The 13,697-nt window shown below is 73.6% G+C and carries 8 protein-coding genes and 1 tRNA gene; 8 read left to right on the forward strand and 1 reads right to left on the reverse strand.

What is annotated here, in order from left to right; translation table 11 throughout:
- Nucleotides 1–132 precede the first annotated feature (132 nt).
- The 5 genes from topA to MTR79_RS01395 all read left to right on the forward strand — a co-directional run bounded on the left by topA (nucleotide 133) and on the right by MTR79_RS01395 (nucleotide 9,525).
- Complete coding sequence (gene topA, locus MTR79_RS01375; RefSeq protein WP_244788824.1) at nucleotides 133–2,961, forward strand: type I DNA topoisomerase; 2,829 nt, start codon at nucleotides 133–135, stop codon at nucleotides 2,959–2,961.
- 158 nt (nucleotides 2,962–3,119) lie between these two features.
- Nucleotides 3,120–6,287 carry a dTMP kinase gene (gene tmk / locus MTR79_RS01380; protein WP_244788826.1) on the forward strand — a complete coding sequence of 1,056 codons (3,168 nt, stop codon included), beginning with the start codon at nucleotides 3,120–3,122 and terminating at the stop codon, nucleotides 6,285–6,287.
- A gap of 161 nt (nucleotides 6,288–6,448) precedes the next feature.
- Complete coding sequence (locus MTR79_RS01385; RefSeq protein ID WP_086700794.1) at nucleotides 6,449–7,654, forward strand: DNA polymerase III subunit delta'; 1,206 nt, start codon at nucleotides 6,449–6,451, stop codon at nucleotides 7,652–7,654.
- A 91-nt stretch (nucleotides 7,655–7,745) separates the two neighbouring features.
- On the forward strand, nucleotides 7,746–9,332 hold the full coding sequence (locus MTR79_RS01390) for an alpha/beta hydrolase (protein WP_244788828.1): 1,587 nt from the start codon (nucleotides 7,746–7,748) through the stop codon (nucleotides 9,330–9,332).
- 119 nt (nucleotides 9,333–9,451) lie between these two features.
- Nucleotides 9,452–9,525: transfer RNA gene (locus tag MTR79_RS01395), tRNA-Thr, on the forward strand.
- A gap of 57 nt (nucleotides 9,526–9,582) precedes the next feature.
- Here the strand turns inward: MTR79_RS01395 and MTR79_RS01400 are convergent.
- Complete coding sequence (locus MTR79_RS01400; protein WP_189363877.1) at nucleotides 9,583–10,284, reverse strand: response regulator transcription factor; 702 nt, start codon at nucleotides 10,282–10,284, stop codon at nucleotides 9,583–9,585.
- Between the two features lie 481 nt (nucleotides 10,285–10,765).
- On the opposite strand from MTR79_RS01400, the gene MTR79_RS01405 reads away from it, so the two are divergent.
- The 3 genes from MTR79_RS01405 to MTR79_RS01415 all read left to right on the forward strand — a co-directional run bounded on the left by MTR79_RS01405 (nucleotide 10,766) and on the right by MTR79_RS01415 (nucleotide 13,664).
- A complete protein-coding gene (locus MTR79_RS01405; protein ID WP_189363878.1) occupies nucleotides 10,766–11,899 on the forward strand; it encodes a sensor histidine kinase in 1,134 nt (377 codons plus the stop codon).
- A gap of 117 nt (nucleotides 11,900–12,016) precedes the next feature.
- Nucleotides 12,017–12,919 carry an ATP-binding cassette domain-containing protein gene (locus tag MTR79_RS01410; protein WP_244788830.1) on the forward strand — a complete coding sequence of 301 codons (903 nt, stop codon included), beginning with the start codon at nucleotides 12,017–12,019 and terminating at the stop codon, nucleotides 12,917–12,919.
- Complete coding sequence (locus MTR79_RS01415; RefSeq protein ID WP_189363879.1) at nucleotides 12,912–13,664, forward strand: ABC transporter permease; 753 nt, start codon at nucleotides 12,912–12,914, stop codon at nucleotides 13,662–13,664. Before MTR79_RS01410 ends, MTR79_RS01415 begins: the two co-directional genes overlap by 8 nt.
- Nucleotides 13,665–13,697 lie beyond the last annotated feature (33 nt).

Below are 13,697 nucleotides of genomic sequence, written 5' to 3' on the forward strand. Positions count from 1 at the left end.
AGTGGCCGTTGCGGGCTTTTCCCGTTTGACACGGGGGCGGGATGTACCGTCACACTCCGCAGCGTCACCATGACCCGACCCCGGGGAGAAGCGCCTGGGGAGGCCCGAGCGTCGACGGAGAGAAGAGCGAAGTTGTCCCCGACCAGCGAGACCGCGAACGGCGGCCGCCGACTCGTCATCGTCGAGTCGCCTGCCAAGGCGAAGACGATCAAGGGCTATCTCGGCCCCGGTTACATCGTCGAGGCGAGCGTCGGGCACATTCGCGACCTCCCCAACGGCGCTGCCGAGGTTCCGGACAAGTACACGGGCGAGGTGCGCCGCCTCGGTGTGGACGTCGACCATGACTTCCAGCCGATCTATGTGGTCAACGCGGACAAGAAGGCGCAGGTCAAGAAGCTCAAGGACCTGCTGAAGGAGTCCGACGAGCTCTTCCTCGCCACCGATGAGGACCGCGAGGGCGAGGCCATCGCGTGGCACCTCCAGGAAGTGCTCAAGCCGAAGATCCCGGTCAAGCGCATGGTGTTCCACGAGATCACCAAGGACGCGATCCGGGAGGCCGTGGCCAACCCGCGCGAGCTCAACCAGAAGCTGGTCGACGCCCAGGAGACCCGCCGCATCCTCGACCGTCTCTACGGCTACGAGGTCTCGCCGGTCCTGTGGAAGAAGGTCATGCCGCGGCTGTCCGCCGGCCGCGTGCAGTCCGTCGCCACCCGGCTCGTGGTCGAGCGGGAGCGCGAGCGCATGGCGTTCCGCTCCGCCGAGTACTGGGACCTGACCGGCACCTTCTCCACCGGCCGCGCCGGTGACGCGAGCGACCCGTCGACGCTGGTCGCGCGGTTGCAGACGGTCGACGGACGCCGGGTCGCGCAGGGCCGCGACTTCGACTCGCTGGGACAGCTGAAGAGCGCGGGCACCCTTCACCTCGACGAGGCGAACGCCCGTGCGCTCGCCGCCGCCCTGGAGGACACGCGGTTCGCGGTCCGCTCGGTCGAGTCCAAGCCGTACCGCCGCTCGCCGTACGCGCCGTTCCGTACGACGACGCTGCAGCAGGAGGCGAGCCGCAAGCTCGGCTTCGGCGCGAAGGCCACGATGCAGATCGCGCAGAAGCTGTACGAGAACGGCTACATCACTTACATGCGTACGGACTCGACGACCCTGAGCGAGACGGCGGTCGCCGCCGCCCGCGCCCAGGTCACGCAGCTGTACGGAGCCGACTACCTGCCGCCCCAGCCGCGCACCTACGCCGGCAAGGTCAAGAACGCGCAGGAGGCGCACGAGGCGATCCGTCCTTCGGGGGACCGTTTCCGCACGCCCGCCGAGACCGGTCTGACCGGCGACCAGTTCAAGCTCTACGAGCTGATCTGGAAGCGGACCGTCGCCTCGCAGATGAAGGACGCGACCGGCAACAGCGTGACGGTGAAGATCGGCGGCACCGCCGCGGACGGCCGGGACGTCGAGTTCAGCGCGTCCGGCAAGACCATCACCTTCCACGGCTTCCTCAAGGCCTACGTCGAGGGCGCCGACGACCCGAACGCCGAGCTGGACGACCGGGAGCGCCGGCTGCCGCAGGTCGCCGAGGACGACGCGCTGAGCGCCGAGGAGATCTCGGTCGACGGCCACGCCACCAAGCCCCCGGCCCGCTACACCGAGGCCTCGCTGGTCAAGGAGCTGGAGGAGCGGGAGATCGGCCGCCCGTCGACGTACGCGTCGATCATCGGAACGATCCTCGACCGCGGCTACGTGTTCAAGAAGGGCACGGCCCTGGTGCCGTCGTTCCTCTCCTTCGCCGTGGTCAACCTGCTGGAGAAGCACTTCGGCCGGCTCGTCGACTACGACTTCACCGCGAAGATGGAGGACGACCTCGACCGCATCGCCCGCGGCGAGGCCCGCGCCGTGCCGTGGCTGAAGCGTTTCTACTTCGGCGAGGGCGCGGGCAACGGCGGCGCCGCCGACGCGGGCAACGGCGACGGGGACCACCTCGGCGGCCTCAAGGAGCTGGTGACCGACCTGGGCGCGATCGACGCGCGCGAGGTGTCGTCGTTCCCGGTGGGCAACGGCATCGTGCTGCGGGTCGGGCGCTACGGCCCGTACATCGAGCGCGGTGAGAAGGACACCGACGAGCACCAGCGTGCCGACATCCCGGCCGACCTGGCGCCCGACGAGCTGACGGTCGAGCTGGCCGAGGAGCTGCTCGCCAAGCCGAGCGGCGACTTCGAGCTGGGCACCGACCCGGCGACCGGGCACACGATCGTCGCCAAGGACGGCCGCTACGGCCCGTACGTGACGGAGATCCTGCCCGAGGGCACACCGAAGACCGGCAAGAACGCGGTCAAGCCGCGCACCGCCTCGCTCTTCAAGTCGATGTCCCTGGACACGGTGACGCTCGACGACGCGCTGAAGCTGATGTCGCTGCCGCGCGTGGTCGGCGTGGACGCCGAGGGCCAGGAGATCACCGCGCAGAACGGCCGCTACGGCCCGTACCTGAAGAAGGGCACGGACTCGCGGTCGCTGACGGCGGAGGAGCAGCTGTTCACCATCACGCTGGAGGAGGCTCTGGCGATCTACGCGCAGCCCAAGCAGCGTGGCCGGGCCGCGGCCAAGCCGCCGCTGAAGGAGCTGGGCACCGACCCGGTCAGCGAGAAGCCGGTCGTGGTGAAGGACGGCCGCTTCGGCCCGTACGTCACCGACGGCGAGACCAACGCGACGCTGCGCTCGGGCGACAGTGTGGAGACGATCACGCCGGAGCGCGGGTTCGAGCTGCTGGCCGAGAAGCGCGCCAAGGGTCCCGCCAAGAAGACGGCGAAGAAGACCGCCAAGAAGACGACGGCCAAGAAGGCCCCGGCGAAGAAGACGGCGGCGAAGAAGACGACCGCCGCGAAGACGACCACGGCCGCCAAGAAGACGACGGCGAAGAAGACCGCCGCCAAGAAGACGGCCGCGGCGAACGGCGCGGAGGACTGATCTCCGTCCCGCCGGGCAGTGGAACCTCCGTCACCTGACGCCGGGTTCCACCGCCCGGCGTTCGGAATGCGAACGTCCCGGCACGGTTCTGTGTCGGGACGTGTGCATGTCAGGCGCGTCGGCCCCGGGGTGTCCTCCCGGGCCGATAGGCTGAACGCATGACGCGAGCCGAGCAGCCCACGGCCTCCCCACCGGCCCCCGACGACGCCCTGGTCGCGGACTCCCGCGAGCGTGCCGTCCGCGCCCTGCTGCGCCGACCGCAGGTGAAACGGTTGTGGAGCGCACAGCTCGTGGGCGGGGTCGGCGACGTCCTCGCCCTCCTCGTGCTCGTGCTTCTCGTCCTCCAGGCGTCGGTCGCCGAGCAGGCGTTCGGCGGCGGGTACCGCGGAGCGGCGTTCGCAGTGGCGACCGTTTTCGGCGTGCGGATCCTCGCGACGCTGCTCTTCGGCGCCGTGCTCCTCGGCCCGCTCACCTCGCTCACCTCGCAGGACGGGCCGCTGGACCGCCGCTGGACCATGGTCGGCGCGGACGGACTGCGCGCCGCCCTGCTGATCGTCGCGCCGCTGTGGATCGACTGGACGCCCGACAACGCCCTGGCGCTCCTGCTCGTCACCGCGTTCGTGGCCGGCGTCGCCGAGCGTTTCTGGACGGTGTCCCGTGAGGGCGCCGCGCCCGCGCTGCTGCCCGGTCCGCCGCCCGAGGGCGCCAGCATCCGGCCGCTGCCCGACCATCTGGACGCTCTGCGCCGCCTGTCGCTGCGCACCGGTTTCGTGGCGATACCGCTCGCCGCCCTGACGCTCGTCGTCGCCGCCCTCTGCAACAACCTGCTGGGCACGGGCATCGAGTGGTTCGGCCGGCACCAGGCGGCCCTCGCCTCGTACGTCGCGGCCGGACTGTTCGCCGCGTCGCTGTCCGTCGTCACCTTCCTCGAACTGCCCGGCACCCGCACGCCCCGCCCGCGCTCGCCGCTGGAGGGCCTGCGCCGCCCGCGGCACGCCGCCGGACCCGACAAGGGCCGCACCGGCGCGCTGGCGCTGCTGGTCGTCGCGGGCGCGTCCGTGGCCGGGGCCGTGGCGGCCGCCGTCGCCGTGGCCGTGCTGCACGCCAAGGACCTCGGCGGCGGGCCGGTCCTGTTCGGCCTGATGGTGGGCGCGCTCACCGGCGGCGTGGTCGTCGGCATCCGTACGGCGTCCGCCCTGCTGCCGTCGCTCTCCCGGCGGCGGATGCTCGCCCTCACCCTGGCCTTCACGGGCCTCGCGCTGCTCGCCGCCGGGCTCGTCCCGGACGTCACCAGCGTGCTGCTGATCCTGGCGCTCGCCGGCGCCGGGGCGGGCATGTCCGCCAACATCGCGCACACCCTGCTCGACCAGGAGACCGAGGAGCAGCGCCGGTCCCGGGTCACCGAGCACCTGCACGCGGCCGTCCGCGTGTACGTGGGACTCGGTGCGGTGATCGCCCCCGTCGTGGCGGCGGCGATCGGCCCGCACCGCCTGGAGAACGGCAAGTTCGTCTTCGCCCACGGCGGCGCCGCCTTCACGCTCATGCTCGTCGGCGCCCTGCTGCTGCCGGTCGCCGCGCTGGTGCTGGCCAAGGTCGACGACCGCTCCGGCGTCCCGCTGCGGCAGGACCTGCGGGACGCGCTGCTCGGTGGCGACGACCCCGCCCCCGCGTCCGCCGGCACCGGCTTCTTCATCGCCCTGGAGGGCGGCGACGGCGCGGGCAAGTCCACCCAGGCCGAGGCCCTCGCCGACTGGATCCGCTCCAAGGGTCACGAGGTCGTCCTCACCCGCGAGCCGGGGGCGACCCCGGTCGGCAAGCGGCTGCGCTCGATCCTGCTGGACGTCTCCAGCGCCGGCCTGTCGCACCGCGCCGAGGCCCTCCTCTACGCGGCGGACCGCGCGGAGCACGTGGACACCGTCGTGCGCCCGGCGCTGGAGCGCGGCGCGGTCGTCATCACCGACCGGTACATCGACTCCTCCGTCGCCTACCAGGGCGCCGGACGGGACCTCTCGCCGACCGAGATCGCCCGTATCAACCGCTGGGCCACCGCAGGGCTCGTCCCGAACCTGACGGTGCTGCTCGACGTGTCGCCGGAGACCGCCAGGGAGCGGTTCACCGAGGCGCCGGACCGGCTGGAGTCGGAGCCCGCCGAGTTCCACGCGCGCGTGCGCTCCGGCTTCCTCACCCTGGCCGCCGCCGACCCCGGCCGCTACCTGGTGGTCGACGCGGGTCAGGAGGCGGAGGCCGTCACCACGGTGATCCGGCACCGGCTCGACCGCGTCCTGCCGCTGTCCGAGGCCGAGATCGCCGCCCGTGAGGAGGCGCGCCGCAAGGCCGAGGAGGAGGCCCGCCGCAAGGCGGAGGAGGAGGCGGCCCGGAAGGCCGAGGAGGAGCGCCTGGAGCGGGAGCGCCAGGAGCAGCTCGCCAAGCTGCGCGCCGAGGAGGAGGAGCGCAAGCGGCGCGAGCTGGAGGAGGCGCAGCGGCGTGAGGCCGAGCGCCAGGCGGAGGAGGCCCGGCAGCGCGCCGAGGAGGCCCGCCGCCGCGCGGAGGAGGAGCGTCAGCGGCTGCTCGCCGAGGAGAAGGCGCGCGCCGAGGAGGAGGCGCGCCGCAAGGCCGAGGAGGAGCGCCGTCGCAAGCAGGCGGAGGAAGAGGCACGGCTGCGCGCCGAGGCCGAGGCGCAGCGCCTGGAGAAGCAGCGCAAGGCCGAGGAGGCCCTGCTGCGCGCCGAGCAGGCCCGGCAGCTCGCCGAGCGCGCGGCGGCCGCGGCGGAGGCGGGCCCGCGCACCGCGGCGACCCCCTCCGAGGCCCCGGCCCGGCCCGCCCCGGGTCAGGACGCCGACGAGGCGATGACCGTGCCGACGCCGGTGGTCACGCCGACCAACGCGACCGGCGGCCCCGTGGACGAGACGGCCGTCCTGCCGCGCGTACGGGACGAGGAGGCCGCGCGGGACGCGGACCGCCCGGCGCCGGCCGACGCCGAGGTGACGACCGAGCTGCCCCGGCCGCAGGCGCCGGGCGCGGCGGACGAGACGGCGGTGCTGCCTCCCGTCCCGCCGGGCGCGGCCGACGAGACGGCGGTGCTGCCGCCGGTGCGCGAGGGCGAGCCCGCTCCCGCGGGCGGCGCCGAGGAGCCCGAGGACCGTACGCGTGAGCTGCCGCAGGTCGACGCGGAGAGCGTCCCGCGTCGCCGGGAGCGTCCCGACTGGGCGGAGGAGACCCCGTTGGACGACCTGCCGTCGCTGGCCGACGAACTGCTCGGCCCGCAGGAGGACGACCACGGCGACGACGACGGCCGCGGGGGCGGCGGACGGTGGCGCCGGCGCTGAGACGCGGCTGTGCCGTGCCGGGCGTGCCTCCGGGCGCGCCCGGCGCTGTTCTTCGTGTCCGGTGGAAACCAGCTCCGGGTGCCGGCCGGGACGGTGGTGTCGGTCCCGACCCGCACAATGGATCCGGCACAGCACTACGCGACGGAAGGGCGGGCTGACCCATGACCGTGTGGGACGACCTGGTCGGGCAGGAACGGGTGAGCGAGCAGCTCGCGGCCGCCGCCCGGGACGCCGACGCGTTCGTCACCGCCGCGGCGAGCGACGCGCCACCGCCCGAGGCGTCCCGCATGACGCACGCGTGGCTGTTCACCGGCCCGCCCGGCGCGGGCCGCAACCAGGCGGCGCGCGCCTTCGCCGCCGCCCTCCAGTGCGTCAGCCCCGACCGGGCCCTCGGCGGCGCCCCCGGCTGCGGCTTCTGCGACGGCTGCCACACCGCGCTCGTCGGCACCCACGCCGACGTCTCCACGGTGGCCGCCGTCGGCGCGGAGATCCTGGTCAAGGACATGCGCGACACCGTCCGCAAGTCGTTCACCGCCCCGGCGAACGGCCGCTGGCAGGTGATCCTCGTCGAGGACGCGGAGCGGCTCAACGAGAAGTCCGCCAACGCCGTCCTCAAGGCCGTCGAGGAGCCCGCCCCGCGCACGGTGTGGCTGCTGTGCGCCCCGTCCGTCGAGGACGTCCTGCCGACGATCCGCTCCCGCTGCCGCCACCTCGTCCTGAGCACGCCGTCGGTGGAGGCCGTCGCCGACATGCTCGTCCGCCGCGAGGGCATCGAGCCGGACGTCGCCGCCTCCGTCGCCCGCGCCACCCAGGGCCACGTCGACCGGGCGCGCCGTCTGGCCACCGACCCGGCCGCGCGCGCCCGTCGCGCCTCCGTGCTGAAGCTGCCGCAGCGGGTCGAGGATGTCGGCGGCGCGCTGAGGGCCGCCCAGGAGCTGGTCGACGCGGCCGCCGAGGACGCCAAGCAGCTCGCCGAGGAGATGGACGGCAAGGAGACCGAGGACCTGAAGGCGGCGCTGGGCGCGGCCCAGGGCGGCCGTCTCCCGCGCGGCACGGCGGGCGCGGTCAAGGACCTGGAGGACATGCAGAAGCGGCGCAGGACGCGCACCCAGCGCGACAGCCTCGACGTCGCCCTCGCCGACCTCACCAGCTTCTACCGCGACGTCCTCGCCCTGCAGCTCGGCTCCCGCATCGCCCTCGCCAACACCGACGCCGAGGACGCGCTGGAGCGCCTGGCCCGCGACAGCACGCCCGAGTCCACCCTGCGCCGCATCGAGGCGATCGCGGCCTGCGGTGAGGCGCTGGACCGGAACGTGGCGCCGCTGCTGGCGGTGGAGGCGATGACGATGGCGCTCAGGGCGGGCTGAGCCGGCCGCACGGGAGAGGAGCTTGTCACTCATCCGGGCCACGGCGCGTGCGCAGAGCGTCCGTGCGGTCGCTCACCGTTACGCTCCCGGTATGCACACACGGCGCACCCCACGCAGGACCCGTACCGCAGCAGCCCTGTTCACCGCGGCCGCGCTGTCGCTGGCGGGCTGCTCCTCCGGGACCTCGACGAGCACGGCCAGTTCGCCGGTGGCGGGAGCGGCCGCCGCCCTCGCCCCGCTGCCCGGCCCGACCCCCGCGGCCCTCGCCGGGTACTACGCACAGGAACCGGCGTGGCGCGACTGCGGCGTCCCCGAGTTCCAGTGCGCCACGGTCAGGGCCCCGCTCGACTACGCCGAACCGTCCGCCGGGGACGTCCGCCTCGCCGTCGCCCGCAAGAAGGCCACCGGACCCGGCAAGCGGCTGGGCTCCCTGCTGGTCAACCCGGGCGGCCCCGGCGGCTCGGCGGTCGACTACCTCCAGATGTACGCGGGCATCGGCTACCCCGAGGAGGTGCGCGCCCGCTACGACATGGTGGCCGTCGACCCGCGCGGCGTCGCCCGCAGCGAGCCCGTCGAGTGCCTGGACGGACGCGCGATGGACGCGTACACCCGCACGGACACCACGCCCGACGACGAGAAGGAGACCGAGGCGCTCGTCTCCGCGTACCGGACGTTCGCCGAGGGGTGCGGGGCGAAGGCGCCGAAGCTGCTGCGGCATGTGTCGACCGTCGAGACGGCCCGGGACATGGACATCGTGCGGGCGGTGCTGGGCGACGAGAAGCTGACGTACGTCGGCGCGTCGTACGGCACGCTGCTGGGGGCGACGTACGCGGGGCTGTTCCCGGAGCGGACCGGGAGGCTGGTGCTGGACGGTGCGATGGACCCGTCGCTGAGCGCGCGCCGCCTCAACCTGGAGCAGACGGAGGGCTTCGCCACGGCGTTCACGGCGTTCGCGAAGGACTGCGTGCGGCGGAGCGACTGCCCCCTGGGCGGCAAGGGGACGAGCCCGGAGCGGGTCGGCGAGAACCTGAAGACGTTCTTCGGGAAGCTCGACGCCCGCCCGCTGCCCGCCGGCGACGCCGACGGCCGCGAGCTGACCGAGTCGCTGGCGACGATGGGCGTGATCGCCGCGATGTACGACGAGGCGGCCTGGCAGCGGCTGCGCGAGGCGCTGACGTCGGCGATGAAGGAGAACGACGGCGCGGGACTGCTCGTCCTCTCCGACAGCTACTACGAGCGGGAAGCGGGCGGTGCGTACAGCAACCTGATGTCCGCCAACGCGGCCGTCAACTGCCTCGACCTGCCGCCCGCCTTCGAAGCCCCGGAGCAGGTGCGGGAGGCGCTCCCCGACTTCGAGAAGGCGTCCCCGGTGTTCGGCGAGGGACTCGCCTGGGCCGCGCTGAACTGCGCGTACTGGCCGGTGCGGGCCACGGGCGAGGCGCGGCGCATCGAAGCGAAGGGCGCGGCGCCGATCGTGGTCGTCGGCACCACCCGGGACCCGGCGACCCCGTACCGCTGGGCGAAGGGCCTGGCCGGCCAGCTCTCCTCGGCCCGCCTCCTCACCTACGACGGCGACGGCCACACCGCGTACGGCCGCGGCAGCTCCTGCATCGACTCGGCGATCAACACGTACCTGATCGACGGCACCCCTCCGGCGGACGGAAAGCGCTGCTCGTAGCCGGTACGGCCACCTCCGGAGGCGAGGGTTCCGCCCCGCCTCCGGGGGCGGTACGAAGCACCCCCGGAAACTGTGTAGACTTACCGACGTCGCTGATCGCACCATGGTGCACACGGCGCGCCGCCTTAGCTCAGATGGCCAGAGCAACGCACTCGTAATGCGTAGGTCTCGGGTTCGAATCCCGAAGGCGGCTCTTCTTCAAGCCCCGCGCAGACAGTGTCTGAGCGGGGCTTTCTCGTTCCGGTGCTGCTCACGCCCCGTTCCGGACCAGTTCCCCGGCGGGCTCGCCGAAGCCCGCGTCCCGGGCCATCACCACCGCCGTCGCCCGGTCGTGCACCTCGAGCTTGGCGAAGATGCGTGAGACGTAGTTGCGGACGGTCTTCTCGGCCAGGAAGAGCCGGCGGGCGATCTGCCGGTTCCCCATCCCGCCGGCCAGGAGCTCCAGTATCTCCAGCTCGCGGCTGGTGAGCCCCGGGAACCCGGCGCCGTCGTGCAGGCCCTGCATGGCGGAGAAGTAGCGGCTCATGCGGGCCGCGACGCTGGGGCAGAAGGCGGCGCCGCCCCGGGCGACGACCTTCAGGGAGCGGAGCAGTTCGTCGGCCGAACCGAGGCGGGAGAGGTAGCCGTTGACACCCGCGCGGAGGGCCGAGACGATCATCTCGTCGTCGTCGTTCTGCGCCACCACGATCGTGTGCGGCCGGGACGCCTCGTCGGGGAAGGCGGAGGCGATGTGCCGGACGCGTGCGGAGACGGTTCTGCTGGAGGACGGTTCGCTGAGGACGACCACGTCGGGGTGGAGGGCGGTGCCGGCCAGGTCCGACAGACGTCGGAGGTCGTCCGAGTCGTCCGTGGCACGGCCGACAAGAGCGCACTCCTCATCCTGATCGACAATCGCTTCGAGCCCGGCGAGGGACACCGCGTTGTCGCTGACCACGAACAGGTTGACGGTCATCTCGTACATCCCCCAGAAATGCGTCGACGTGGTGCGGACGGCGCCGGAAGGTCCCCGGGGGCACACGCGACGAAGGGTCGGTCCGTAGGCGACCGACTCCGGGCGTGACGTGGTCAGTTGTGGTTTTCAGCGGCCCCCGTGGCCATGACCTGTCGGCGCAGGCATGGTGGTGCATCGAAAGCGCGCAAGGCGCTCGTGGTGCCGAGTATGTGGACGCGTCCGGAGAGAACGCAAGGTCGCCAACGCACCCGTGTCGTCCGAGGGGTGAGTATCGGCCGGATCCCGCCGAACCACCGCGATTCCGGCGTCGGCGGTGGTGGGGGCGGCTCCGGGCGCGCGACCCGCAGGACCGCGCGCCCGTGTGGGCCGTGGTGCGGGGCGGACGACACTGTCCGAAACGGTCACCGCCCGGCGCGACACGCGGACGTCCGGCCCTGCGCCCGTTGGACGGGCCGTGGAGCGAGCGCTTACGTTCGACGGCATGGGTGAGGGGCCCCGGAGGCGTGCGATCGTGCTGGACGCGGCGGCGGCCTGCGCGTTCACGCTCCTGCCGCAGGTGTCGCTGCTGCGGCCGGCCGTCGACGGCGGGACGGGCGGCGGCCTCCTGTGGACGCTGTCCCTGGCCGCCGGACTCCCGCTCGCCGTAAGGCGGTTGTGGCCCGTCCCGGTCTTCGTCCTCGTCCTGGCCGCCGCCTGCGGGGCGCTGGCCGCCGGCCTCGGACCCGCCTCGTTCCTGGCCGCCGCCTACGCCGTCCACACGGTGGCCACCACCCGGCGGCGCGACCCCGGGGTGTCGGCCGTCGCCGTCGCCGGGCTGTGCGCGGCGGTCGCCGCCCTCCTCACGCTGTCGGGCGGGCAGTCCTACCAGGGTGGCAGCACCGCCGTGCAGGCCGTGTTCGGCCTCCTCGTGCTCGGCGCGACCTGGGCGGCCGGCTCGGCGGTCAGGGAGCGCAGACGCAGTACCCGGCGCGCCATCGAGCACGCCGCCGAGCAGGCGAAGACCGAGGAGCGCCTGCGCATCGCCCGCGACATCCACGACGTCGTCACCCACAGCGTGGGACTCATCGCCGTCAAGGCCGGCATCGCCAACCACGTGGTGGCCACCCGCCCCGAGGAGGCCAAGGAGGCCCTGGCGGTCATCGAGGACGTCAGCCGCCGGGCGCTGCGCGACATGCGCGCCACCCTGACCGTGCTGCGCGGTGAGGACCGGAGCGAGGCCGGGGACCTGCGGCCCGCCCGCGGCCTCGCGGACCTGCCCGCGCTGCTCGAGACCGCCGAGGCGGCAGGCGTCCGCGTCGAACTGCGCACCCGCTACGACCAGGAACCGCCCGAGGGTGTCGCGCTGGCGGCGTTCCGCATCGTCCAGGAGTCCCTCACCAACGTGCTCAAGCACGCCGCGCCGACCGGCTGCCGGGTGGACGTCACGGCGCGGCAGGGCGTGCTGACGGTGGACGTGACCGACGACGGCCCCGGCCCCGGACGCCGGACCACGGTGCCCGGCGGCGGGATGGGGCTGGTCGGCATGAAGGAGCGGGCCGCCGCGCACGGCGGCACCCTCGCCGCCGGCCCCCGGCCCGGCGGCGGCTTCCGGGTGACGGCCACCCTGCCGTTCTAGGACCTGACGGACGCCGGCTCATCCTCGGGTATGAGGGGCGCCCGCGCGGCACCGCGCCGGGTTCCCGACCGCGGACCGATGCGGTCGCGGGGTGCGCGCCGCGAGACTCGACACGTGATGCTTGCCGAGAGACTGACCAAGCGGTACGGGCCCGCCACCGTCGTCGACGACCTGTCCTTCACGGTGCGACCAGGTGTCGTCACCGGCTTCCTCGGGCCCAACGGCGCCGGGAAGTCCACGACGATGCGGATGATGCTCGGCCTGACCCGCCCCGACGGCGGCACGGCCACCGTCGGCGGACGCGCCTACCGCGACCTGACCTACCCGCTCCGGCACGTCGGCGCGCTCCTGGAGACGTCGGCCCCGCACCGTGGCATGACCGCCGTCGGCCATCTGTCGTGGCTGGCGCGCAGCAACCGCGTTCCCCGCCGGCGGGTGGACGAGGTGCTCGACGCGGTCGGTCTCACGGAAGCCGCCCGTAAACGGGTCGGCACCTTCTCCCTGGGCATGGGACAGCGCCTCGGCCTGGGGGCTGCCCTCCTCGGCGACCCCCCGGTCCTGGTGCTCGACGAGCCGGTCAACGGGCTCGACGCCGAGGGCATCCGGTGGCTGCGCGAACTGCTGCGCGCCAAGGCAGCCGAGGGCCGCACCATCCTCGTCTCCAGCCATCTGATGGCGGAGATGGCGCAGGTCGCCGACGAGCTGATCGTGATCAGCCGGGGCCGGCTCCTCGCCGAGACCAGCGTGTCGGAGTTCCTCGGACGCCACGGCCGGACGTTCGTACGGGTCCGGACCTCCGAACCGCTGCGGGCCGCGCAGGAGTTCCAGGCGAAGGGCGCCACCTCGGTGCGGCGGGCCGCGGACGGCGGCCTGGAGGTGGACGGCCTGCCGGCGGGCGAGGTGAACCGCATCGCCGCGGCGGCCGGTGTCCCCGTCGAGGAACTGAGCACCCACACCGGCTCGCTGGAGGAGACCTTCCTCAAGCTCGTCGACGACGGAGGAGATCCCACGCATGTCTGAGACCCTCGCGGCCGCGCGGGCGGAGTTCACCAAGATGCGGGCGGTGCGCGCCACGTCCGTCGCACTGCTGCTGTTCGTCGCCGTCAGCGTGTTCATCGCCGCACTGGGCGGCTGGTCCGCCAAGGGCGCGATCGAGTCCGGCAATCCCGGGCTGCGCTCCGACTTCACGCCCGAGCAGGCCGGCCTGGACGGCATCCTCTACGGCCAGCTCGCCCTGATCGTGTTCGGGGTGCTGATGATGTCCGGCGAGTACACCTCGGGCATGATGCGGGTCTCGCTGCTCGCGGTGCCCCGGCGGGGCCGGCTCTACCTGGCCAAGACGGCCGTCACCGCCGTCGCGGCCCTGGCCGTCGCCCTTCCGGTCACGGTCGTGTCGTACCTGGTCAGCCAACTCGCCCTGGGCCCCCACGGGTCGACGCTCGACGCGGACGGCGTCCCGCGCGCCCTGGCCGGCGCGGTCGTCTACCTGACCCTCATGAGCCTGCTCGCCGTAGGGGTGGCGGCCGCCGCCCGCAGTGCCGTCCTCCCGCTGGCCGTGCTGCTGCCGCTGGTGCTGGTCGGCTCGCAGATCCTGTCCGTCATCGGGGCGACCAAGGAGGTGGCGCGCTGGTTCCCCGACCGGGCCGGCGCCCAGATGCTCACCGTCGACTCCGGCGACGCCCTCACCGGCCTCGTCGTGCTGCTCGCGTGGACCGCGGCCGCCCTGACGGCCGGCTGGCTCCGGCACCGTTCGTGGGACGGGTGACGGGACGCGCCTGAGGCATGTGCCCCATGCGCG

It is taken from the genome of Streptomyces sp. BJ20 (genome assembly GCF_022869105.1).
In the GTDB taxonomy this organism is placed as follows: domain Bacteria; phylum Actinomycetota; class Actinomycetes; order Streptomycetales; family Streptomycetaceae; genus Streptomyces; species Streptomyces griseoincarnatus.